Origin of the sequence: Protaetiibacter mangrovi, from assembly GCF_024752305.1 — a bacterium.
Taxonomy (GTDB): Bacteria; Actinomycetota; Actinomycetes; order Actinomycetales; family Microbacteriaceae; genus Homoserinibacter; species Homoserinibacter mangrovi.
This window is the reverse complement of sequence record NZ_JANTHX010000004.1, coordinates 507,763-529,456: the sequence shown is the minus strand read 5'-3', so window position 1 is coordinate 529,456 and position 21,694 is coordinate 507,763. Positions and strand designations below refer to the sequence as shown.

At 71.7% G+C, this 21,694-nt stretch carries 21 protein-coding genes and 1 tRNA gene; 6 read left to right on the top strand and 16 right to left on the bottom strand.

Going from position 1 to position 21,694, the window contains the following annotated elements:
* Positions 1 to 104 precede the first annotated feature (104 nt).
* From mmsB to NUH29_RS04770, 5 genes are all read right to left on the bottom strand, one after another.
* Positions 105 to 1,349: a multiple monosaccharide ABC transporter permease gene (gene mmsB / locus NUH29_RS04790; RefSeq protein ID WP_258797868.1), complete on the bottom strand. Its 1,245-nt coding sequence runs from the start codon at positions 1,347 to 1,349 to the stop codon at positions 105 to 107.
* Between the two features lie 26 nt (positions 1,350 to 1,375).
* Complete coding sequence (gene mmsA, locus NUH29_RS04785; protein WP_258797867.1) at positions 1,376 to 2,905, bottom strand: multiple monosaccharide ABC transporter ATP-binding protein; 1,530 nt, start codon at positions 2,903 to 2,905, stop codon at positions 1,376 to 1,378.
* Positions 2,906 to 2,991: 86 nt separating this feature from the next.
* Positions 2,992 to 4,119, bottom strand: a complete 1,128-nt coding sequence (gene chvE, locus NUH29_RS04780; protein ID WP_373317433.1) for a multiple monosaccharide ABC transporter substrate-binding protein — start codon at positions 4,117 to 4,119, stop codon at positions 2,992 to 2,994.
* 5 nt (positions 4,120 to 4,124) lie between these two features.
* A complete protein-coding gene (locus NUH29_RS04775; RefSeq protein ID WP_258797866.1) occupies positions 4,125 to 4,970 on the bottom strand; it encodes a class II aldolase/adducin family protein in 846 nt (281 codons plus the stop codon).
* A gap of 124 nt (positions 4,971 to 5,094) precedes the next feature.
* Positions 5,095 to 6,099 (bottom strand): LacI family DNA-binding transcriptional regulator, encoded by a 1,005-nt coding sequence (locus tag NUH29_RS04770; protein ID WP_258797865.1) that lies wholly within the window; start codon positions 6,097 to 6,099, stop codon positions 5,095 to 5,097.
* A 118-nt stretch (positions 6,100 to 6,217) separates the two neighbouring features.
* Between NUH29_RS04770 and NUH29_RS04765 the strand changes: the two genes are divergently transcribed.
* From NUH29_RS04765 to NUH29_RS04755, 3 genes are all read left to right on the top strand, one after another.
* On the top strand, positions 6,218 to 6,715 hold the full coding sequence (locus NUH29_RS04765) for a hypothetical protein (RefSeq protein WP_258797864.1): 498 nt from the start codon (positions 6,218 to 6,220) through the stop codon (positions 6,713 to 6,715).
* Positions 6,712 to 7,542 carry a carbohydrate kinase family protein gene (locus tag NUH29_RS04760; protein ID WP_258797863.1) on the top strand — a complete coding sequence of 277 codons (831 nt, stop codon included), beginning with the start codon at positions 6,712 to 6,714 and terminating at the stop codon, positions 7,540 to 7,542. Before NUH29_RS04765 ends, NUH29_RS04760 begins: the two co-directional genes overlap by 4 nt.
* A gap of 99 nt (positions 7,543 to 7,641) precedes the next feature.
* On the top strand, positions 7,642 to 8,355 hold the full coding sequence (locus NUH29_RS04755; protein WP_258797862.1) for a hypothetical protein: 714 nt from the start codon (positions 7,642 to 7,644) through the stop codon (positions 8,353 to 8,355).
* Here NUH29_RS04755 and NUH29_RS04750 read toward each other — a convergent pair.
* The 3 genes from NUH29_RS04750 to NUH29_RS04740 are packed head-to-tail and all read right to left on the bottom strand — an operon-like array spanning position 8,352 to position 11,677.
* Positions 8,352 to 9,317, bottom strand: a complete 966-nt coding sequence (locus NUH29_RS04750; RefSeq protein WP_258797861.1) for a metal ABC transporter solute-binding protein, Zn/Mn family — start codon at positions 9,315 to 9,317, stop codon at positions 8,352 to 8,354. The two genes, NUH29_RS04755 and NUH29_RS04750, sit on opposite strands and share 4 nt — an antisense overlap.
* A 48-nt stretch (positions 9,318 to 9,365) precedes the next feature.
* Positions 9,366 to 10,031, bottom strand: coding sequence for a hypothetical protein (locus NUH29_RS04745; RefSeq protein WP_258797860.1), 666 nt, complete (start codon positions 10,029 to 10,031; stop codon positions 9,366 to 9,368).
* Between the two features lie 11 nt (positions 10,032 to 10,042).
* Positions 10,043 to 11,677, bottom strand: coding sequence for a hypothetical protein (locus NUH29_RS04740; RefSeq protein WP_258797859.1), 1,635 nt, complete (start codon positions 11,675 to 11,677; stop codon positions 10,043 to 10,045).
* 95 nt (positions 11,678 to 11,772) lie between these two features.
* Here NUH29_RS04740 and NUH29_RS04735 point away from each other — a divergent pair, with 95 nt between their 5' ends.
* Positions 11,773 to 12,228: an SRPBCC family protein gene (locus NUH29_RS04735; RefSeq protein ID WP_258797858.1), complete on the top strand. Its 456-nt coding sequence runs from the start codon at positions 11,773 to 11,775 to the stop codon at positions 12,226 to 12,228.
* Positions 12,229 to 12,231: 3 nt separating this feature from the next.
* Here the strand turns inward: NUH29_RS04735 and NUH29_RS04730 are convergent, their stop codons facing one another.
* From NUH29_RS04730 to galU, 7 genes are all read right to left on the bottom strand, one after another.
* The gene (locus tag NUH29_RS04730) at positions 12,232 to 12,693 is read right to left on the bottom strand and encodes a DUF3817 domain-containing protein (protein WP_258797857.1); all 462 of its coding nucleotides are present in this window, start codon (positions 12,691 to 12,693) and stop codon (positions 12,232 to 12,234) included.
* 23 nt (positions 12,694 to 12,716) lie between these two features.
* Positions 12,717 to 13,157, bottom strand: a complete 441-nt coding sequence (locus NUH29_RS04725) for a MarR family winged helix-turn-helix transcriptional regulator (protein WP_258797856.1) — start codon at positions 13,155 to 13,157, stop codon at positions 12,717 to 12,719.
* Positions 13,154 to 13,561 (bottom strand): nitroreductase family deazaflavin-dependent oxidoreductase, encoded by a 408-nt coding sequence (locus NUH29_RS04720; protein WP_258797855.1) that lies wholly within the window; start codon positions 13,559 to 13,561, stop codon positions 13,154 to 13,156. The genes NUH29_RS04725 and NUH29_RS04720 overlap by 4 nt, the downstream gene beginning before the upstream one ends.
* Before the next feature lie 103 nt (positions 13,562 to 13,664).
* Positions 13,665 to 13,740, bottom strand: a tRNA-Ala gene (locus NUH29_RS04715).
* A 51-nt stretch (positions 13,741 to 13,791) separates the two neighbouring features.
* On the bottom strand, positions 13,792 to 14,802 hold the full coding sequence (locus tag NUH29_RS04710) for a hypothetical protein (RefSeq protein WP_258797854.1): 1,011 nt from the start codon (positions 14,800 to 14,802) through the stop codon (positions 13,792 to 13,794).
* Between the two features lie 45 nt (positions 14,803 to 14,847).
* Positions 14,848 to 15,492: a GNAT family N-acetyltransferase gene (locus tag NUH29_RS04705; RefSeq protein WP_258797853.1), complete on the bottom strand. Its 645-nt coding sequence runs from the start codon at positions 15,490 to 15,492 to the stop codon at positions 14,848 to 14,850.
* Between the two features lie 31 nt (positions 15,493 to 15,523).
* Positions 15,524 to 16,459: a UTP--glucose-1-phosphate uridylyltransferase GalU gene (galU, locus tag NUH29_RS04700; RefSeq protein WP_258797852.1), complete on the bottom strand. Its 936-nt coding sequence runs from the start codon at positions 16,457 to 16,459 to the stop codon at positions 15,524 to 15,526.
* A gap of 60 nt (positions 16,460 to 16,519) precedes the next feature.
* Here galU and NUH29_RS04695 point away from each other — a divergent pair, with 60 nt between their 5' ends.
* Together NUH29_RS04695 and mscL are read left to right on the top strand one after the other, a co-directional pair.
* On the top strand, positions 16,520 to 17,107 hold the full coding sequence (locus tag NUH29_RS04695; RefSeq protein WP_258797851.1) for a 5-formyltetrahydrofolate cyclo-ligase: 588 nt from the start codon (positions 16,520 to 16,522) through the stop codon (positions 17,105 to 17,107).
* A gap of 71 nt (positions 17,108 to 17,178) precedes the next feature.
* On the top strand, positions 17,179 to 17,580 hold the full coding sequence (gene mscL, locus NUH29_RS04690) for a large conductance mechanosensitive channel protein MscL (RefSeq protein ID WP_258797850.1): 402 nt from the start codon (positions 17,179 to 17,181) through the stop codon (positions 17,578 to 17,580).
* A 247-nt stretch (positions 17,581 to 17,827) separates the two neighbouring features.
* Here mscL and NUH29_RS04685 read toward each other — a convergent pair whose 3' ends face one another.
* Positions 17,828 to 21,676, bottom strand: a complete 3,849-nt coding sequence (locus NUH29_RS04685; RefSeq protein ID WP_258797849.1) for an AAA family ATPase — start codon at positions 21,674 to 21,676, stop codon at positions 17,828 to 17,830.
* Positions 21,677 to 21,694: the final 18 nt, after the last annotated feature.

Here is a 21,694-nt window from a genome sequence, read left to right as displayed (position 1 = left end):
CGCAAGCCCGACGCAAGACCCGCCGAAAGACAACCGAGGCGTCACGTCGTGTCGTCTTGCGCGACGCGCAAGCGACACGACGTGACGCCTCAGGATGATGCGGGCTACGAGCGCCCGGACCGCCGCTTGTTGTAGACGTCGAAGGCGACCGCGAGCAGCAGCACGAGGCCCTTGACGGCCTGCTGCCACTCGATGCCGATGCCCATGATCGACATGCCGTTGTTGAGCACGCCGATGATGAGACCACCGATGATCGCGCCGCCGATGGTGCCGACGCCGCCCTGCACCGCCGCACCGCCGATGAAGGCCGCCGAGATCGCCTCGAGCTCGAAACCGTCACCGGCCTTCGGGCCGGCGAGGTTGAGTCGCGCCGTGAAGATGAGGCCGGCGAGCGCCGCCAGCGTGCCCATGTTCACGAACAGCCAGAAGTCGACGCGACGGGTCTTGATGCCCGAGAGCTCGGCCGCGTGGCGGTTGCCGCCGATCGCGTAGATGTGGCGGCCGAACACCGTGCGGCTCATGACGATGCCGTAGATGAGCACGAGCGCCGCCAGCACGATGAGGGTGACCGGGATGCCCTTGTACGAGGCGAGCGAGTACGCGAAGAACGCGATCGCCGCCGAGACGAGTACGAGCTTGACGATGAACCACGCGGCCGGCTCGACCTCCTGGCCGTACTTGACGCGACCCCGGCGCGAGCGCAGCTGCTGGATCACGAGCAGCACGATCGCGAGACCGCCGATCGCGAGCGTCAGCGGGTCGATCTCGAACTCGCCGAACACGTTCGTGAGGAAGCCGTTGCCGAGCGCCCGGTACTCCGCGGGGAAGGAGCCGATGTTGGCGTTGCCGAGCACCACGAGCGCGAGTCCGCGGAAGATGAGCATGCCCGCCAGCGTCACGATGAACGCCGGGATGCCGACGAAGGCGATCCAGAAGCCCTGCCAGACGCCGACGAGGGCGCCGATCAGCAGCGACAGGGCGATCGAGAGCCACCAGGGCAGGCCCCAGTGCACCGCGAAGACGCCCGAGCACGCGCCGACGAACGCGGCGACCGATCCGACCGAGAGGTCGATGTGGCCGGCGATGATGACCATCACCATGCCGATCGCGAGCACGAGGATGTACCCGTTCTGCACGATGAGGTTCGAGATGTTCTGCGGGCGCAGCAGGATGCCGTTCGTCGTGAACGAGAACAGCACGACCACCGCGATGAGCGCGATGAAGATGCCGTTCTTGCCGAGGTCGGCGAGCACGTGGCTCAGCCAGGCGGTGAACTTGTTGTCTGCCGGGTTGACGTTCCCGCCGACCGCCTGCGACTCCGTCGGGGTCGGGGTAGTGGGTTCGGACATTGCGGTTCCTTCGTGTCGTCCGCGGGTCAGCGGGGGCGTTCCATGGTCATGAGGGTGAGGACGGCCTCCGGGGTGGCCTCCTCGATGGGCAGCTCGCCGGTGATCCGGCCCTCGGAGATCGCGTAGATGCGATCCGAGATCCCGAGCAGCTCCGGCAGCTCGGAGGAGATGACGATGATGCCCTTCCCCTCGGCCGCGAGCCTGTTGATGATCGTGTAGATCTCGTACTTGGCGCCGACGTCGATGCCGCGGGTGGGCTCATCGAGGATGAGCACGTCGGGATCGGAGTAGATCCACTTCGACAGCACCACCTTCTGTTGGTTGCCGCCGGAGAGCTTGCCCGTCTTGACGAGCACGTTGGGCGCCTTGATGTTCATCGACTTCCGGAAGTCGTCGGCGACCTTGTACTCCTCGTTGTCGTGCACGAGGCCCCAGCGCTCGAGCTTGCGCAGCGAGGCCATCGAGATGTTGCGCTTGATGTCCTCGATGAGGTTGAGCCCGTAGGTCTTGCGGTCCTCGGTCGCGTAGGCGATGCCGTTCTGGATCGCCTCGGCGACCGTGCGCGTCTTGATCTCCTTGCCGCGCTTGAAGACCTTGCCCGAGATCCGCGATCCGTAGGAGTGGCCGAAGAGGCTCATCGCGAACTCGGTGCGGCCGGCGCCCATGAGGCCCGCGATGCCGACGATCTCGCCGGCGCGCACGTTGAGGCTCACGTTGTCGACGACGACGCGGCTCGAGTCCTGCGGGTGGTGGGCGGTCCAGTCCTCGACGCGCAGCAGCTCCTCGCCGATGTGCGGCTCGTGGTCGGGGTAGCGGTGCTCGAGGTCGCGGCCGACCATGTCCTTGATGATGCGCTCCTCGGAGACGTCCTGGCGCTGCATCGTCTCGATCGTCTTGCCGTCGCGGATGACGGTCACCGAGTCGGCGATCTTTTTGATCTCGTTGAGCTTGTGGCTGATGATGATCGACGTGATCCCCTGCCCCTTGAGGTGCAGGATCAGATCGAGCAGGTGGTCCGAGTCCTCGTCGTTGAGCGCCGCGGTCGGCTCGTCGAGGATGAGCAGCTTGACCTGCTTGGAGAGCGCCTTGGCGATCTCGACGAGCTGCTGCTTGCCGACGCCCAGCTGGCGGATCGGCGTCATCGGGTTGTCGCGCAGGCCGACGCGCGCGAGCAGCGTGCGGGCCTCGTGGTTGGTCTTGTTCCAGTCGATGAGGCCGGTGCGCGACGTGACCTCGTTGTTGAGGAAGATGTTCTCGGCGATCGACAGGTAGGGGCTGAGGGCGAGCTCCTGGTGGATGATGACGATGCCCTTGGCCTCGGAGTCCGAGAGGTCGCGGAACGCCACGGTCTCGCCCTCGAAGACGATGTCGCCCTCGTAGCTGCCGTGCGGGTACACGCCCGACAGCACCTTCATGAGGGTGGACTTGCCTGCGCCGTTCTCGCCGCAGATGGCGTGGATCTCGCCGCGGGCGACCTCGATCGTCACATCCGACAGCGCCTTGACGCCCGGGAAGGTCTTGGTGATGCCGCGCATCTCCAGGATGTTGTTGCTCACGTTCGCCGACTTTCCTCGTTGACTCCGGAGAAGGTGGGGGAGGATCGCTCCTCCCCCACCATCATGGTGACCGAAACGGATCCGGCCTAGAGGCCCAGGTCCTCGGCCGTCCAGTAGCCCGTGTCGACGAGCGCTTCCTGGACGTTGTCCTTCACGACCTGCACCGGGGCGAGCAGGTACGAGGGCACGACCTTCACGTCGTTGTCGTACGTCGTGGTGTCGTTGACCTCGGGCTCCTCGCCGTTCAGGAGGGCGAGGGCCATGCCCGCCGCCACCTTCGCGAGCTCGCGGGTGTCCTTGAAGATGGTCGCGTACTGCTCACCCGAGAGGATCGCCTTGACCGAGTCGACCTCGGCGTCCTGGCCCGAGATGATCGGCCACTCGTCGCCGACGGTGTAGCCGGCGTCGGTGAGGGCCGAGATGATGCCGCGCGAGATGCCGTCGTAGGGCGACAGCACCGCGTCGACCTTCGAGCCGTCCGAGTAGTTCGCGGTGAGGAGGTCCTCCATGCGGCTCTGGGCGGTCTCGCCGTCCCAACGCAGCGTGGCGGCCTGCTCGATCGCGGTCTGGCCCGACTTGACGACGAGGGTGCCGTTGTCGATGTAGGGCTGCAGCACGTCCATGGCTCCGTTGAAGAAGAAGAACGCGTTGTTGTCGTCGAGCGAGCCGGCGAACAGCTCGATGTTGAACGGACCCTCGGGCGCACCGTCGATCGGGGTGCCGTCGAGCTCGGTCAGTCCGAGGCCGTTGAGCACGGTCCACGCCTGCTGCTGGCCCACGAGGAAGTTGTCGAACGTGGCGTAGTAGTCCACGTTCTCGGTTCCCTTGATGAGACGGTCGTAGGCGATCACCGGGATGTCGGCGTCGGCGGCGGTCTGCAGCACCTCGGTGAGGGTGGTGCCGTCGATCGAGGCGATGATCAGCGCCTCGGCGCCCTTGGTGATCATGTTCTCGACCTGCGAGACCTGGGTGGGGATGTCGTCCTCTGCGTACTGCAGGTCGACGGTGTAGCCCTCGGCCTCGAGGGCGGCCTTGACGGCGTTGCCGTCCTGGATCCAGCGCTCCGAGCTCTTGGTCGGCATGGCGACGCCGATGAGGCCGCCGTCGCCGGAGCCGCCGTCGCCGCTGTTACCCGTGCCCGAGCAGGCCGCAAGCGCGAGCATCGCGCCGGCCGTGATCGTGGCGAGAACGAACTTCTTCGTCTTCACGGTCATTCCTTTCACTGTGTTCTGGTGCGGACGTCATTGTCGGGGGTGGAACCGTTCGAGTCCGGCGTCGTCCATGAACCGGTCTCGCCACCAGGCCGGGTGTTCCCCGGTCGGGAGGTCGGATAGGAGCCCGCCGTGGCGAGCTCGGCGACGCGCTCGGCGTCGCGGCGCGCGGCGTCGGCGCTCAGCCGGCGTGCGCGGATCGCCTCGACGTCGTGCGCGTCGAGGGAGGGGATGTCGGCACCGCCGGCGCGGGCGAGCTGCACGGCGCGGGCGGCGTCTTCGAGCAGCACGGCGGCTCGGACGGCGTCGCGGGCGCGGGCGCCCACGGTGTAGGCGCCGTGCCGCTCGAGCAGCACGGCGCGGCTCGGCTGGGCGTCGAGGGTGGCGGCGACGTCGGCCGCGAGGTCGGCGTCCGGGGTCGAGTACGGCACGACGGGCACCGGTCCGCCGAACTCGTCGGCGACGGTGGTCGAGAGCACCGGCACGGCCTCGCCCCGCAGCGCGAACGCGGTCGCGTAGGGCGAGTGGGTGTGCACGATGCCGCCGATCTCGGGCGAGTGGCGGTAGAGGGCGGCGTGGATCGCGGCCCCGCGGGAGGGCAGCAGCTCGGCGCCGGGGGTGCCTTCGACGACCTGGCCGTCGAGGTCGACGAGCACCATGTTGTCGGGGGCGAGCTCGGAGTGGTCGAGACCGCTCGGCTTGATCACGAAGAGGTCGGCGCCGGGCACCCGTCCCGAGACGACGCCGCTGGTCCAGGTGGAGAGTCCGCCGCGCACGAGCAGCTTGTGCAGTCGGGCGACGTCGGCGCGGACCCGCGCGACAGCCACCTCGATGCGCGGCTCGAAGCGGTTCACCGTCCTGCCTCCCGACTCCGTCGTCCTGAATGTGACCGGTCACTGTTACCGGTCACATCGAGCACTCTAACCCCCGGGCGGCGAGCGGTGTCAAGTCGGCGAGGTCTCGAGAGGATAACGACGATCAGCGCGCGGGCGCGGCGGTAGACGCGCGCACCAGGAGCCGCGGATCGATCGTGTGGGCCTCCGTGTCGAGCTCGCCGAGCACGAACGAGACCGCGCGGCGCCCGAGCTCCGCGAAGTCCTGGCGCACGGTCGTGAGCGGCGGCCAGAAGTGGGCCGCCTCCGGGATGTCGTCGAACCCGACGACGCTCACCTCGCCCGGCACGTCGACGCCGCCGTCGCGGAAGGCGTGCAGCAGGCCGAGCGCCATCTGGTCGTTCGAGGCGAACACGGCCGTGAAGTCGCGCACCCGCAGCAGCTCCTGGCCGGCGAAGTAGCCAAAGTCCGCCGTCCAGTCCCCCAGGATCGGCGCGGTCGTGGGCGCATCCCACGCGTTCATCTCGTCGAGGAATCCCTGCATGCGGGCGTCGGCCTCGATCCAGTTCTGCGGCCCGGTGAGGTGGTAGATCGCGCGGTGCCCGAGCTCGAGCAGGTGACGGGTGGCGAGCCGCGCCCCCGCGTACTGGTCGAAGAACAGGGCGTGACCGTCGTCGCCGACGGCCTGCAGGGTCACGTACGGCACCTCGAACGGGAGGTTCGCGAGCGCCTCGAACACGCGCTTCTGCGGCGCGACGACGACGATCGCCTCGACCGCCTGGGCGCGCAGCTGGTCGAGCGCGTCCGAGATCGAGCCCTCGACGTTCGGGTCGATGTTGGCGATGCTCACCCAGTAGCCGTTGGCCCGCGCCGCCGCCTCGACGCTCGCCATGATCGAGGCCGGCCCGTAGTCGGTGCTCATCGCCGAGAGGATGCCGATGGTGCGCGAGCGGCTCGAGGCGAGCGCCCGGGCGGCCCGGTTCGGCCGGTACTGCAGCTCGGCCATGACGTCGAGCACCCGCTGCCGGGTCGTGTCGCGGATGCTCGGGTGGTTGTTGAGCACGCGCGACACCGTCTGGTGCGACACGCCCGCGAGCCGCGCGACATCGCGGATGCTCGGCGGGCGGCCGGAGACCGGATCGATCGTCACGTGACTTCCTCGGGCGTGCGTCGGCACCGCAGGGATCGGGTGCCGTCCGGCCATGATGACACAGCCGTCGCCGCGGATGTGACAGTCACATCGGCGATCGGCCTATGCTGGGCGCACCATGTCGGACCTGTGGCGCGAGCTCCCCCTCTTCGGGCGTCCGCGCGTCGACGAGTCGGGCGTGCCGGATGGCTGGGAGGGCGACGTCGCGGCCGTGCGGGAGGCCGCCGCGGCGGCGCTCGCCCGGCATCCGGACGAGGCGGCGGCCGCCGCGTTCGAGGCGGCGTTGCGCCCCGCTCCCCCGCGCCGCGATGGCCGGCCGCGCCGCGTGAAGCTCGCCGAACTCGATCGGGCGGTGTACGCCTACCTCGACCTCTGCACCCGCCTCGGCGCCCCGCCCGCGGTTCCGGAGCGCGCCGGTGGGGCCGTCGCCCTCGCCCGCGCGACGACGGCGCCGACCGAGATCCGCGCGGTCGTCTCCGGGCATGCGCTGCGCGCGACGGATGCCGACTGGAGTTTCGGGCGCGGCCCCGTGCTCGAGGACACCGCCGCCGCGCTGCTCGAGTTCCTCGGGGGACGGAGCCTGCGCGCGCCGCATCCGGCGGAGCCGCCCCGATGACGCGCATCGTCGTCGTCGGACCCGCGAGCTGGAACCGCATGGTGGTGCTCGACGCGCTGCCCGATCCCGTGCCGCACATGGAGTTCGCGCGCGACTGGTTCGACGCGCTCGGCGGGACCTCGGCCGGCAAGTCCCTGCACCTGCACGCGCTCGGGCGGGAGGTGGTGCTCGACGCGCTCGTCGGCGACGACGAGGCCGGGGGGCGCATCCGCGCGGCGCTCGCCCGCGCGGGGGTCGCGGTCCGGACCCGGCCCGCCTCGCGCAGCGAGCAGCACCTCAACCTCATGACCCCCGCCGGTGCCCGGCTCTCGCTCTACCTGGCGACCCCCGAACCGCTCGGCCGCACCCCCTCCCCGCTCGACGACGCCGACCTCGCGGTGCTCGACCTCGCGCCCCGCGCCGTCGACCTCCTGCCCGAGGCCCGCGAGCGCGGCGTGCCGGTCTGGACCGACCTGCACGACTACGACGGCGAGAGCGCGTTCCACCGGCCCTTCCTCGAGTCCGCCGAGGTGGTGTTCATGAACGCCGACCGCACGGACGACCCCTGGGCACTGCTCGCACGCTGCCTCGCGGCGGGACCGCGGCTCGCCGTCTGCACGCTGGGTGCGGAGGGGGCGATCGCGCTCGACGGCGACGGCGTCCGGTGGGCGACCCCCGCGGTGCCGGCCGACGTGGTCGACACCAACGGCGCGGGTGACGCCTTCTTCGCCGGATTCCTCGACGCCCACCTCGCGGGCGCCGGCGTCGGCGAGGCGCTCGGGGCCGGGGCGCGCCAGGCGGTGCTCGCCCTCGCGAGCCGCCAGCTGCATCCGGTGCTCGCCGACTGAGTCCCGGTCGCCGCCAGGATTCCTCCCAGGCGGCTCACACCCGCGCTGATACCCTGGAGTGCGCGCCGCTCCCCCCGTTCGAGCGACGCCGGAACGCCTATGACGCAGCTCCCCCCGATCTACCGCACACTCCGCGAGCGGCTCGACGCCTCCCGCGCGAGCCGTCGCACCCGGGGGACGCTGGCGGCGGGAGCCATCGCGGTGTCGTTCGGTCTGACCGCCGCGTTCGCGCTCGCCCCTCCGGGGCCGCCCACCGAGGCCGCCCTGCTCGCCGCCTACGCCGACGACAACGCGCAGGACGTCGACGTCTCGACCGCCGCGACCGCCGAGCACCTGGAGTCGAGCGGCGCCGTCGCCCGCGACAGCTACGACGCGACCGACGGCGAGGAGACCTTCATCGCGGGAGGCACCAACTACGACTGGGCGAAGCTCGTGCTGCTGTACGCCGGATTCCCGGTGAGCGATTCCAACGTGACGGTCATCGTGCGCTGGATGCGCCAGGAGAACTACACCGACTCGTGGTGGAACCGGAACAACCCGCTCAACAACGGTTGGGGCGCGAGCTACGGCCCGGGCGGCACCGGCAGCAACACCACACTGGTGGCGGCGGCGCACAACGCCGCGGATGCGCTGCTGACCCACAAGAGCTACGCCGGCATCGTCGCCGCCTTCCAGGCGAGCGTCGACTCCGCGTCGGTCGAGTCCGCGATCTGGGCGTCGAACTGGGCGTCCGGCCACTACGCGAACGGCTCGCACTGGCACTACAACGCGGTGCCCGTCGTCGTCGCCCCCGCCTCCGCCTGGGGTCGCTAGGCCAACGCCTCGTCGACGGCGTCGAGGTTCGCGGCCATCCAGTCGAGGTAGTGCGCGCCGGCGGGCAGCAGTTCGCTGAACGAGACCACCGGCGTGCCCGCCTCCTGCGCCGCGGTGAGCACGACCTCGGTCTGGGGGCCGACGGTCTGCTCGTTGTAGGCGAGCAGGGCGACCGAGCCGTCGCTCACGAGCGCGACCATCTGCTGCACCACGAGCGCGGGGGCATCGGTCCCCTCCTCGACCGCCTCGCTGAAGGCCTCGGGCGTCGCGTTCACGAGGCCGGCGGCCTCGAGCAGGTAGAGGGGCACCGGTTCGGTGATCGCCACCTGCGCCCCGCCGCTGCGCGCCGCCAGCTCGCCGGCACGCGCCTGCAGCGCGTCGATTCCGTTCGAGAAGGTCGTGGCGCGATCCGCGAACGCCGATGCGCGCGCGGGGTCCCGTCCGGCGAGGCTCTCCGCGAGCTCGTAGCCGACGGTCGCCATGGTGCCGAAGTGGTACCAGACGTGCTCGTTGAAGGCGCCGTGGTCGTGCGCGACGCCCTCGTCGTCATGCTCGTCGCCCTCGTCGCCGTGGTCGTGCAGCTCCGCCTCGGGGTCGAGCCCCGAGAGCTGCGCGACGTCGATGACGGTGACCGCGTCCGAGGCGTGGGCGTCGAGGAGCGCGGTCATGAAGTCGTCGTAGCCGCCGCCGTTGACGATCACGATGTCGGCCCGTGAGATCGCGAGGGCGTCGCGTCCGTCGGCCTCGTACTCGTGCGGGTCCTGCGCCGCGTCGTGGATGATCGACGTCACCGAGGCGCCGTCGCCCGCGATCGTGGCGGCGATGTCGCCGTAGACGTTCGTCGACGCGACGATGCGGATGCCGTCCGCTCCGACCGTCGCATCATCCGCGGTGCACCCCCCGAGGGCGAGCGCGGCGGCGGTGAGGAGGGCGACGGGGGCGAGCGGTCGAAGGCGGGGCACGCCACGACGCTAGTCGTTATTGATAATGATTGTCAAAACGGATAGAGATCAGTAGCCGAACTCGGCGTACACCCAGCCCTGCAGACTCGAGCTCTCCCGGTCGCAGGCATCGGGATCGGGTGTCGGAACCCCGAGGAACTCGAACGTCACCGATGCGTTCGTCGGGGTCGAGCGCACATCGTGGGTGGGATCGGAGTCCACCTCGTTCGTGGCGAGCGCGGGGACGACCTCGTGGCTGCCCTGCGCCTCGGCCGGGATCGCGTAGCCGCCGATGGCCTGCAGCGTGATGTACGGCTCCGCGCGCATCGCGGTGAGGTCGATGTCGACGTCGCTCTGGAACTCCACCTCGACGTAGGTGCCGTCGGTGCCGAGCGCCCAGCCCTGCGGTTCGCCGTCGTAGCCGCAGAGGAAGCCCATCACCGAGTGGCCGTCGACGGTGCCCGTGATGAAGAAGTCGTCGTTGTCGAGGTCGTCGGCCAGCCACGGCAGGTTCTGGTATCGCGCGGTCCAGCCGTCGAGCGTCGTCGGGATTTCGGGCGGGAACGGGTCGCCGCCGTCGCCTCCGTCGCCTCCGTCGTCCGCGCCGTCGACCTGACCGTCGCCGCCGATCGCGAGCCCTGTCGTCGTCGGATGCGGTTCCGGGGCGACGATGCCGCATCCGGTGAGCGCGAGGGTGGCGGCGGCGAGCGCCGCGAGCGCGAACAGACGTCTCATGGTGACTCCCGTCATCCGCACGCCGAGGCGTCATCGCTCGGCGTGATGTCGAAGTGGATGGACTGCATGACGATCGGGGTGACGTTCGGATGCGTGGTGCCCGCGCCCGTCGCCTCCATGCCGCTCACCTGGGCGTCGATGCCGCTCGGGGCGCCGTCCTCGTCGACGGCGAGCGTCCAGCTGCCCTGCAGACCCAGGATGTGGCCGTCGCCCCCGTCGTACGACATCCCGATCGTCGAGCCGCTGAAGGCGTAGCCGCCGCCCCCGGCGGCGAGCTGGAGGCCCCACGCCGGCGTCGAGAAGACGTCCGCCCCGCAGATGGTGGTGTCGACGGCGAATCCGGTCCATCCGCCCGTCACCCGGTAGACGGCTTGCGTCGTGAAGGTGTGGGTGAGCTTGGCGCCGCCCTGCCGCGACGTCGCCACGATCGTGAGCTCGCCCGTCGTGCCCTGCTTTTCCGCGGTGTAGTGGAACCCGCCGGTCGACACGCTCTCCTTCGGGTCGACGTCGTGCTCACCCGCGAGGGTCAGGTGCAGCGGTCCGGTCACCTCGGTGTCCGTCACCTTGCGCAGCACCCGGATGGTGAAGTCGGTCGTGCTCTTCGGCTGCACCCGCGCGGGGGCGTCGGTGTCGATCCGCACGCAGCCGCCGTCGGACCACGTCCGCATCAGGTTGCTGACGAGCCCGAGCGCGATCGCGTCGCCCTGCGACTGGCCGTCGGTGACGAGCTGGGCGACGTCCTCCGACGAGCCGATCGAGTCCTCCGTCTTGCGGGGTGCGTTGCCGCCGGGGGCGAGTCCGGATCCCCCGCCCCAGCTGGCCCAGTCCGCATGCTGGGCGGTGGCGACGGCGGTGGTGGAGCCTGCGGCGTCGGTGCGGGTGGTGCGCTGGCTGACGGTGACGTCCATGCTCTCGGGGGCGGCGTCCTCGCCGAGCACGCCGACCGCCTCCACGCGCACGTCCTGCTGGTAGCTCGCCCCGCCCGCGGAACCCGTTCCGGTGGCGTTCCGCGAGGTCTGCACGATGGCGTCGAACCTGCCGTCGGGTCCGGGGCAGAAGGTGCCGTCGTAGCGGACGCTCTCGGCAGCATGGGCGGTTCCCCCCGAGCCGCCCGCCTGGGATTCGCGCTCGAGCACGACGCTCACGTCGCCGTCCTCGTCGCGGGTCACCGTCTGCCCGTTCTCGCTGACGGAGTCCTGGTCGCCCAGCTGGCCCTCGTCGACCTGGTCCATCGCGGCGCTCACGACATCCGGTGCGAACCCTCCGACCAGCACGTTGCCGAGCACCTGCCCGTCGCTGATCGCCCGCACGGGCCGGCTCTGGCCTCCGCCGGCGAGGCTCTGGGCGAGCCCCGAACCGTCGAGCCCGAAGCTCTCCACGACCGACTGGCCGAACGCCGCGTCGTCGGCCGCGATCTCGTCTCTCAGCGGTGCCAGCTCGGGGAGCATCCCGATCAGCTCGTCGACGGCGAACATCACGCCGGAGCTCCAGCCGGCGTCGCCGAGGGAGGTGAGCGAACCGGCGTCCGGCAGGGCGAAGTCGACCTCGACCGGCTCGCCGTCGAGGCCCGACCCGGATGCGGTGCAGCCGGACAGCAGGAGGGCGATCGCGGCGAGGCCCGCGGCCGCGCCGAGTCGGGTGCGCATGGTGTCACGCTAGGCACCCGACCCGCCCGCCACGACCCCGGAAAGGAGAACTAGGGGGTCGCGGGATCGCTAGCCTGAGCGGCGGAAGGGGTCGCATGGAGCAGGTCTCGGAGATCCGGTTCAGGATCGCAGCGCCGCCGCGCACGGTCTTCGCGCACCTGCGCGATCCGCGCAGCTACGTGGGCCTGTCGCCGCTCGTCGTCGAGGCGCGCGACGTGCGCCGCGACGACGACGGCACCGTGCACTACGTCGCGGTCGAGCGCTTCCGGTTCTTCGGCGTCCTGCGCTACGACAACGCGATCCGGGTCACGATCCGCACCCGGGAGGACGACGGCTCGTTCTGGGTGGGCGGCGACGTCGACAGTCCGGGGAACGTGCAGCTGGTCTACGGCTACACGATCGAACCCGACGGCGACGGCAGCGTGGTCGCCGACCGGATCGAGGTGACCGCACCCATCGGCCTGCGCGGCTTCAGCATCCGCCGGGCGTCGGAGGTGCAGGCGGCGCGGGCGCGGATCCTGGCCGAGCGGCTCGAGGTGCCCGCGCGGTGAGGTTCAGCGCCCCCCGGGCGGGCCGATGAGCAGCAGCACGACGTAGATCGCCGCGACGGCCAGCAGGATGAGGGCGCCGAGCACCCAGGGGTGGCGCAGGAACCAGCGCAGCGGCGCGTCGTACCAGCGCGCGTCGACGCGGTCGAGGGCGGGCTCGGTGCGCCACACGCCGGCGAGGCGCCCCGAGCGCGCGAGCCACAGCTCGGTCGGGATCGTGGCGTAGGGCACGATCGCGCTCGCGACCGCCACGACCGCGGGCCCCACGCGCCAGCGGTTGTTGAGCGCGACGAGCACGGCGGTGGCCCCGTAGGAGAGGAAGACGAAGCCGTGGATCGCGCCCGCGATCGTGACGGCCGGCGACTCGCCGACGACGGCGCGCGCCACGAGCGCCGCGATCAGGCCGGTCCAGGAGATCGCCTCGGCGATCGCGAGCGTGCGGAACAGGGTAGAGGGGGTTCGGAACACTCCTTCAGTCTAACTGAAGGATTTCAGTCCGCCTGAAGGTCAGCCGGGAGCGCGTCCTCGTGGGGCCGCTCGAGCGCGACGCTGAGGGCGGGCGCCCCCGCGACGAACTCCGCGTCGAGCAGCTCCACCGCACGCTGCGCTCGGGCGAGCACGTCGTGCCCGGCCGCGGTGACCTGCAGCACGGATGCCGCCCCGGCGTGCGCGGTCGCGTCCACCGCGTAGCCCGCATCCACGAGCGAGCGCACGGCCGTGTGCGCGGACTGCACCGTGATCTGCGAGCGCCGGGCGAGCTCCGAGAACGAGATGCCGGGCATGCCCAGGATGTGCGCGAGCAGGCCGTACTTGCGCGTCGTGAGCCCCAGCTCACGCAGTTCGGCGTCGAGCCGCGCCTCCCACACCGCCGAGACGGTCAGCAGCGAGATGACCGGGCTGAACGGCGGACGAGCGCCCGGGGCCTCGCTCATCGACGGCGCAACTCCACGACGGGGATGGTGCGCGCGGTGCGCTGCTCGTACTGCGCGAACGCCGGGCCGCGCTGCAGGAAGTGCTGCCACGCGGCATCCCGCTCGGCGGCGGGGAGCACCACGGCGCGCACGGCCACCTCCCCCTCGTCGGGCGTCTCGACCACGGTGTCCGGATGCGCCTGCAGGTTGTGGAACCACGCCGGGTTGTCGGGGGCGCCGCCCTTCGAGGCCGCCACGAACCAGCCGTGCTCGCTCGGGATGCCCATGAGCGGTGCCACCCGCTCGACACCCGACCTGGCCCCGACGTGGTGCACGAGCACGAGGTGGCGTCCGAAGCCCGCCGTCTCGACGGTGCCGTCGTTCGCGCGGAACTCGTCGACGATGCGCTGATTGAAGTCGGTCATCGTCACCACCGTAGCAATCGGGCACCCATCCGACCGGATCGGGGCGCGACTTCTGCCGCTCACCGGAAAAGCAGGAAGCCCCGGACGAACCGGGGCTTCCGAGTGGTGGACCCAGGGGGATTCGAACCCCCGACCTTCTCATTGCGAACGAGACGCGCTACCAACTGCGCCATGGGCCCGGACTGCCTGAACACGATATCACCTCGGCGCAGGGCCCCTTGACCGGCGGCTCAGCCGAGGCGACGGCGGCGCAGCACCTCGTCGAGGTCGGGCAGCGACGCGTCCGCGTCCTCGACGATGCCCATCGACGCGAAACGGCTGGGCGCGGCCGCGGGCGCGGCGGGCACCGCCTCGCGCGGGCGGAACGGCACCACCTCGGGCTCGGCGTGCGCCGCGGCGAGCGCGCGCTCGGCCTCCTCGCGCGCGGCGCGCAGCAGCTGCTCGGCGCTCGGCTGCGGCACGACGGGCACCCGCGGCGGTTCGGCGCGCTCGAGGTAGAGCGGCTTCGGCACGGGCACCGGGGTCCACTCCCGAGCGGCCACGGCCGGGGTCTCGACGTCGACGAGGGTCGAGGCGCCTCGACGCGGGGGCGCCTCGGATGCGGTTCCCGCGAGCGCGCGGGCCCGCTCCGCGATGCGGTTCTGCAGCCGCACCGAGACGGCGACGGTCGCGACGCACGCGCCGATCACGATCCACGACCCGAGCGCGACGCCGGTGGTGGCGATCAACCAGATCTGCACGATCCCGACGAGTGCCGCGGCGAGCAGCAGCAGCCCGGCGACGCGGCGGGCGCGACGCAGGCGCGCGAAGGCCGCCACCGTCGTGGCGAGAGCGGGCGCGGCGACGGCGGGCGCGACGGAGCGGGCGGCGACGTGCGCGACCGCGGGGGTCGGCGCGGGCGCGCGGCTGGCGCGGGCGAGCTGCGCCTCCTGGGCCTCGGCGGCACGGGCGCGCAGCGCGGCCGCGTGCACCTCGGCGCGGGCCGTGGCATCCGCGCGGCGCTGCTCCTGGGCGAGCAGACGCTCGCGGTGCGCCACCTCGCGGGCCGTCGCCTCGAGGTGCAGCTCCTGCGGCGCCTCGGCCGACTCGGCCATCACGCGGATGGCGCGCTGCAGTCGCGTCGCGTTCCGCTCGGTGGCGAGGAACTCGCGGCGGCGCATCCAGCTCGGCAGCAGGTAGAGGAACCACAGCACGGCGGCGAGCGCGAGCATGATCGCGGTGCCGGCGCCCTGGAAGTCCATGCCGTCAGGGTACGAGCCGATGGCGGCCCGGGCGGGGAGGCGCGCTCAGTACCGCAGTTGGTGGGTGGCGGCCAGCAGGTCGGCCTCGGGCACACGGGCCGCGCTCTCGGGGGCGCGGCCGTCCTTCCAGCGCCGCAGCACGCCCTGCGGCACCTCCTCGACGACGAGGCCGAAGCAGAAGTGGTCGCGCCAGTCGCCGTTGATGTGGATGTAGCGGCGGCGCAGCCCCTCGTACCGGAAGCCGAGCTTCTGCACCACCCGCAGGCTCGGCGCGTTCTCCGGGCGGATGCAGATCTCCATGCGGTGCAGGCCCACCCCGAAGAAGCAGTGGTCGGTGGCGAGCGCGACCGCGGTGGGGGTCACGCCGTGCCCGGCGAAGCGCTCGGCGACCCAGTAGCCGATGGTCGCCGAGGAGAGCGAGCCGTAGGTGATGCCCGACACGTTCAGCTGCCCGGCGAACTCGCCGTCGAACTCCACCGCGAACGGCAGTCCCGCCCCGGAGCGCGCGTGCGCCTGCAGCGACCGGATCGACGCCTTCACGTCGAACCCGGCCGGACCGTGCGGGTTGGTGGCCTCCCACGGGCGCAGCCACGAGCGGTTGCGCATGAGCTCGTTCTCGAGCACGCGCGCATCGCGGATGCGGATGGGGCGGAGCGTGACGCGTCCGTCCGTCAGTGTGGGCGTGGCCATATCGGCCTCAGACTAGTGCCCGGATGCGGCGTCAGCCGTCCTCGCCGCCCTGCCAGCCGCCGTCCTCGTCCGGCAGCGTGCCGACGAACTCCTTGAGCCAGGGGCGGAACTCGCCCCCGAGGTCGTCGCGGTCGCTCGCGAGCCGCACGATGGCCTTCAGGTAGTCGAGCCGATCGCCGGTGTCGTAGCGGCGCCCGCGGAACACGACGCCGTAGACGCCACCCGCCCAGTTCGGCCCCGTGGCGAGCTCCTGCAGCGCATCCGTGAGCTGGATCTCGCCGCCCTTGCCGGGGGGTGTGCGCTCCAGCACCTCGAAGATCTCGGGACGCAGCACGTAGCGGCCGATGATCGCGTAGTTGGAGGGCGACTCGCCCGGCGGGGGCTTCTCGACGAGGCCGGTGATCTTGACCACGTCGTCCTCGTCGGTGCCCTCGACGGTCGCGATGCCGTACAGGTGGGTCTGGGAGGGGTCGACCTCGAGCAGCGCCACGACGGTGGTGTGCTCGCGCTGCTGCACCTCGAGCATGCGGGTGAGCAGCGGGTCGCGGGAGTCGATGATGTCGTCGCCGAGCAGCACGGCGAACGGCTCGCGGCCGACATGCATCTTGGCGCGGAGCACTGCGTGGCCGAGGCCCTTCGGGTCGCCCTGACGCACGTAGTGCACGTCGGCGAGGTGGGTCGAGTAGTCGACCTTCTGCAGCTTCTCGGAGTCGCCCTTGCTCGACAGCACGGCCTCGAGCTCGCCCGCGCGGTCGAAGTGGTTCTCGAGCGCGTTCTTGTTGCGGCCGGTGACCATGAGCACGTCGGTGAGGCCCGCCGCCACGGCCTCCTCGACCACGTATTGGATCGCCGGCTTGTCGACGACGGGGAGCATCTCCTTCGGCATCGCCTTCGTCGCGGGGAGGAATCTGGTGCCGAGACCCGCGACGGGGATGACGGCCTTCGTGATGGGGAGGGGGGAAGCCATACGTTTCAGGCTAACCTGCGCCTCCCCCATGCGGGTTACGGGCCTTTTACAATCGGAGGCGTGGCAGATGAACCCGAGAACCGCAAGCGCGCCCTGCGCGCCGAGCTCCGGGAGCGTCGTCGCATCCGGACGGCACCCGAGCGCGAGCGCGCCCAGACCGGCATCACCCAGCACCTCGTGCAGCTCGCGAGCGACCTCGACGTGGGCTTCATCGCGGCCTACCTCTCGACGCCCGACGAGCCGGGAACCCGTGACTTCCTGCGGTGGGCGGCCGAGCGCGGCATCCGGATCCTGCTGCCGATCTCGCGCGAGGACGGGCTGCTCGACTGGGCGCCCTACGACGGCGAGGACGAGGAGCAGGACATCCTCGGCATGCCCACGCCGACGAGCGAGCTGCTCGGGCCGATCGCGATCAACGGCGTCGACCTGATCCTCGTGCCCGCGGCCTGCGTCGCCAAGGACGGCATGCGTCTCGGCTGGGGGCGCGGCTACTTCGACAAGACCCTCGGCTCGATGGAGGGTTGCCCGCCGGTGTACGCCGTCATCTACGACGACGAGCTCGTCGACGAGGTGCCCGCGGAGCGCCACGACATGCCGGTCGACGGGGTGGTCACGCCCGCCGGCATCGTGTCGTTCGCCGCAGCCTGAGCGCTCGCGGCGACGGCCGCGCGCCCCTAGCCTGGGAGTCCAGTCACCCCCCGGACAGAATGGGAGCAACCGTGAAGGGCTTCAGGGACTTCATCCTGCGCGGCAATGTCATCGACCTGGCGGTCGCGGTCGTGATCGGCGCCGCGTTCACCGCCATCGTGAACTCGATCGTGACAGCGGTCATCAACCCGGCGATCGGCGCGCTGTTCCAGGCCGAGTCGCTCAACGAGGCCCTGCCCGTCACGATCCCCACCACCTCGGGCGGCGAGGCGACGATGTACTTCGGCGCCATCATCGGGGCGGCCATCAACTTCCTCATCGTGGCGGCGGTGGTCTACTTCGTGCTCGTGCTGCCGGTGAACAAGCTGCGTGAGCGCCAGGCCGCGAAGAAGGGCATCTCCGAGGAGGAGGCCGGCCCGACCGAGACGCAGCTGCTCGCCGAGATCCGCGACCTCCTGGCCTCGAAGCAATAGCCCGCACCGCCCAACGGTGCGCACCGGGAATCGCGCGCGACCGCGCTCGTGCGCGATTCCTGCGCAGCGCGGCGGATTATCGCCGCGCCGAAATCACCAGTGAGGCGGCTTCTCGCGCCGCATCCGCTCGTCGTTGTCGGTGGGCGCGTGCCGCGGGGGCTCCGGCACCGGATGCGGGTCGCTGCCCGGCGGGGGCTCCGTCGTCACGCGACGACGGCGCCGCGGCTTCGGCTCGGGCGGCGAGGGGTCAGGCGGTGTATCCGGCAACGACCGGGATCTCCTCGGTGACCGGTCCGCCGGCGAGGCCCGCCATCCGGGCGATGCGGTCGGCGACGGCATCCGGATCGGTGAACAGCTCGAAGGCGTGCACGCGCGCGTAGTGCCAGCCGAGGCGACGCAGCACCTCCGGCCGCAGGCGCAGCGCCTCGCGGAGACTCCGGTCGACGAACACCTGGTCGGTGTCGACCACGACGCACATGCCGCCGTTGGCGGCGACCAGTCCGAGCTTGCCGCGGTGCCCGAGCGCCACCCGCAGCCCGCGCGCCTCGAGGCGGCGGGAGAGGTCGACGAGCATCGGGTCGGAGTCGTCGGGCAGCGGCGGCTCGGCGCGACGCGTGGCGATCTCGCCGAGCAGCTCGGCGAGGGCGACGGCGCCGTGCTTCATGCGGGTCTCGTCGAGGTCGTCGGGCTCGACGCACGTCACGATCACGAGCGAGCGGCGGGCGCGCGTCATGGCGACGGCGAGCAGGCGCTCGCCTCCCGGCCGCCCGAGGGCGCCGAAGTCGCTCAGCACGCGGCCGTGCGGGGTGCGGCCGTAGCCGAGCGAGAACACGACCCGGTCGCGGCTCTGCGCCACGGCCCGCTCGAGCGGCAGCACGGCGAACGGCTCGGCGCGCTCGCCGAGCACGAAGTCGCTGAGCGCGGTGTGGGTCGACATCTTCGCGAGCACGGCGTTCATCACCCGCACCGTGTGCTTGTCGGATGCGCTCACCACCATGAGCGACTCGCGCGGCCGGTTCTCGGCGTGCTCGATCACGAGCTCGACGACGCGCGCGACCTCGGCGTCGACCGACTCGACGGCGCCCGTCTCCGGGTCGGGCAGTCCCGTGCCGTTCTCGATGACGTCGAGCGAGAGGCTGCCGTGACCGAGGAAGGATCCCGCCCAGGGCAGCGCGTCGATGCGGCCGCCGTAGAAGCGGCGGTTGACGAGCTCGGCGAGGTCCTCGCCGCCCGCGCGGTAGCTGCGGGTGAGGCTCAGCACGGGCAGCACGGATGCGAGGCGGGCGAACGCCGACCTGCCGTGCAGGTCCTCCTCCGCGGCCTCCACCACCTCCGCGCCCTCCGCGGATCGAGTGGCCGGCGTAGCCGGCGTATCGAGATCTCCCTCGTCGCCCGTCTCGCCTTCCGCGTCGACGTCCTCCGCATCCGCATCCGCGACGACCCGGACGGGCATCGTCGCGAACGACGACGGGTACCCGATCGCGACCGGCGACTCCTCGCCCTCGTCGAGCCCGATCCGGAAGGGGGCGGGGGTCTGCGTGACCGGGTCGCCGAACGCGATCACCTGGCGCGCGCGACGCAGGGCCCCGACGTTCTCGGCGATCGTGGTCGCGCCGGCGTCCACGAGGATGACGACGTCGACGGGCATCGTGTCGCTCACCTGGGCGATCTCGTACGGCGAGGCGAGCCAGACCGGTGCGACGGTGCGCGAGAGGTGCGGCGCGAGGCGCTGCAGCGACTCCGCGTCGAGCGCGCCGTCGGTGATGAGCTTCTTGAGCGCCGCGGCCTCGTCGGGCCAGTCGACGATGCCGATGCGCCAGTTCTCGGCGAGCTGCCAGGCCAGCTGCCCGGCACTGCCCTGCTGGTGGGCCTCGTCGACGAGCCGGAAATCGGCTTCGAGGCGTTGCAGCACATCCGTCTTGGCGCCGAGCAGCGCGCGGTCACCCGCGAGCAGGCCGTCGAGGGCGGAGCGCCACCAGGCGAGCTCGAGCTCGGCCGGCACCTGCTCCTCGGGCACGTGCCGCGCGGCGAGGTCGGCGATGAAGTCGTCGAGGTCGAGGTCGCGCAGCTGCTCCATGAGCGCGCTGCGCTCCTGCAGGTTGTTGAGCACGTCCGACTCGGCGGCGAGCTGCTCGAGCAGGTCGGAGAGCTGGTGTAGCGGCATCGCGGCCAGGCGCGTCGCGGGGTCGGTGCGGCCGAGGGGCGCGTCGAGCTCGGCCAGGTCGGCCGAGACGTGCTGCCAGGCCGAGGCCACATCCGAGATGCCGGTAGGCACCTCGGGCGTGACGCCCGCCGCGACGTAGCGCTGCCACAGGATGCGCTGCTGCTGGATCGCCGTGAGCGCCTCGTGCAGGTCGCCGACGTGCATGCCGGGGCGCACGTACTCGCGCGCGAGCTTCTTGAGGCGGCGGCGGTTCGCGCCCGACATCTCGGGCGCGTCGCGCCGCGGGGCGGTCGCGACGATGAGCTCCGCGAGGGAGCGGTCGAAGACACCGGGCTCGAACTTGTCGAGGGTGTCGCGCAGGTCGTTCAGCAGCCGCAGGTAGACACCGAGCTCGGCGACCGTCGTGAACGGACGCATCCGGGTCGAGCCGATGAGCTCGTTGGCGCGGATGAGCAGTCGCGGCAGCGAGTCGGCGTGCAGCTTCTGGGCGATCGCGTGGGCGCGCGCCGCCTCGTCGCCGGTCGCGAACTGGGCGCCGTACCAGGGCGAGTCGCCCGGGCCGTAGCGGAACTCTCCGAGGCGCGCGGCCTCGACCATGGTCGAGGCGACACGCGCCCGATCGCCGGCGAGCGCCTCGACGGCGCGCGGCGAGAGCCGGGCCGAGGTGGTGGGCGGATGCGGCAGCAGCGCCAGGCGCGAGAGCTCGGCGACGCAGTCGAAGACCGAGACCCAGAGCGTCTGGTCGGTGTGGGCGAGCGCCTCGCGGTAGTCGATGAGCACGCTGCGCAGGCGCACGAGCGCCTCGTCGACCTCGGCGAGCTGGGGCTGTTCGGCCTTCTCGTTGCGCGCGATCCCGCGGACGACGTCGCGGCGCAGCGTCGACGGGGTCACCGCCATGCCGGCGAGCCCCACGTCGCCGAGGCGCTGCGCGATGCCGCGCAGGCTGGCCCGGCGGGGGCTCACCACGAGCACGCGCTTGTTCTGACGCACGAGCATGCCGAGCGCGTTGACGATCGTCTGCGTCGCGCCGGTACCCGGCATGGTGCGCACCACGAGCGAGTTGCCGGCGGCGAGCTGGGCGACGATGTGCTCCTGCTCGGCATCCGCGTCGAGCAGCAGGTCGTCGGTGGAGGGGTCGCGGCGATCCGGGTCCACCGGCTCGACCGCCTGGAAGCCCTCCTCGAGGGCCCACTTGGCGGTCGCGTCGCCCGCCACCGCGTCGAGCACCGGATGCCCGAGGTCGACCGCGTCGGCGACGAGCGCCGGGGCGACCTCGGCGAAGCACGAGACCACCAGGCGCGGCTGCACGACGAGCTCGCCGAGATGCCCGGTCAGACGGCGCAGCTGGTCGATGACCGCGTTCGGCTTGAAGGTGCCGTCGTCGTCGGAGAGCGCCACGAAGCTCGCCGCGTCGAGCGAGATGCCGAACTGGGTCTCGAGTGCCCGGGCGAGGGCCGGGTTCAGCACGGCGCCGCCGCGCATCCGCAGCTCGAAGTCGCGCCCGTGGCGGCGGATGGCGAGGGGGCGCAGCAGCAGCGGCGCGCAGTAGTCGACGCGTTCGTGCGTCCAGTGCACGATGCCGACGCCGAGGTGCACGACGTCGAGGCCGCGCGTGGTCGAGAGGTCGAGGCTGCGCGCGGTGATGCGCTCGGCGGCCACGCGCGCGCTGCGCAGGGCGAGGTCGTCGCGGATCAGCTGCGAGAGCAGCGTGCTCTTGCCGGTGATGAAGCGTGCGAGCCCGCCGGGGTGGGTGGTCGAGAGCTCGATGCGTGTCGTCGGCGCGTCGACGAAGTGCAGCAGCGGCGAGGCGCCTCCCAGCTGCGCGATCTCCTCGCGCCAGGCGTCCCGGGCCGGCTCCGCCACGTCGCGGGCCACGGGGGCGGGGACGAGCAGCGGCGCGGTCGCCGGATGCGAGGACGCGTTGGGGCTCACCGGGATCTCCCCGGAGTC

Excerpts from the sequence above, each read along its gene's own strand:
- mmsB (WP_258797868.1), bottom strand. The coding sequence starts at position 1,349 with ATGTCCGAACCCACTACCCCGACCCCGACGGAGTCGCAGGCGGTCGGC.
- chvE (WP_373317433.1), bottom strand. The coding sequence starts at position 4,119 with ATGACCGTGAAGACGAAGAAGTTCGTTCTCGCCACGATCACGGCCGGC.
- NUH29_RS04765 (WP_258797864.1), top strand. The coding sequence starts at position 6,218 with ATGTCGGACCTGTGGCGCGAGCTCCCCCTCTTCGGGCGTCCGCGCGTC.
- NUH29_RS04760 (WP_258797863.1), top strand. The coding sequence starts at position 6,712 with ATGACGCGCATCGTCGTCGTCGGACCCGCGAGCTGGAACCGCATGGTG.
- NUH29_RS04755 (WP_258797862.1), top strand. The coding sequence starts at position 7,642 with ATGACGCAGCTCCCCCCGATCTACCGCACACTCCGCGAGCGGCTCGAC.
- NUH29_RS04745 (WP_258797860.1), bottom strand. The coding sequence starts at position 10,031 with ATGAGACGTCTGTTCGCGCTCGCGGCGCTCGCCGCCGCCACCCTCGCG.
- NUH29_RS04740 (WP_258797859.1), bottom strand. The coding sequence starts at position 11,677 with ATGCGCACCCGACTCGGCGCGGCCGCGGGCCTCGCCGCGATCGCCCTC.
- NUH29_RS04735 (WP_258797858.1), top strand. The coding sequence starts at position 11,773 with ATGGAGCAGGTCTCGGAGATCCGGTTCAGGATCGCAGCGCCGCCGCGC.
- NUH29_RS04725 (WP_258797856.1), bottom strand. The coding sequence starts at position 13,157 with ATGAGCGAGGCCCCGGGCGCTCGTCCGCCGTTCAGCCCGGTCATCTCG.
- NUH29_RS04720 (WP_258797855.1), bottom strand. The coding sequence starts at position 13,561 with ATGACCGACTTCAATCAGCGCATCGTCGACGAGTTCCGCGCGAACGAC.
- NUH29_RS04710 (WP_258797854.1), bottom strand. The coding sequence starts at position 14,802 with ATGGACTTCCAGGGCGCCGGCACCGCGATCATGCTCGCGCTCGCCGCC.
- NUH29_RS04705 (WP_258797853.1), bottom strand. The coding sequence starts at position 15,492 with ATGGCCACGCCCACACTGACGGACGGACGCGTCACGCTCCGCCCCATC.
- galU (WP_258797852.1), bottom strand. The coding sequence starts at position 16,459 with ATGGCTTCCCCCCTCCCCATCACGAAGGCCGTCATCCCCGTCGCGGGT.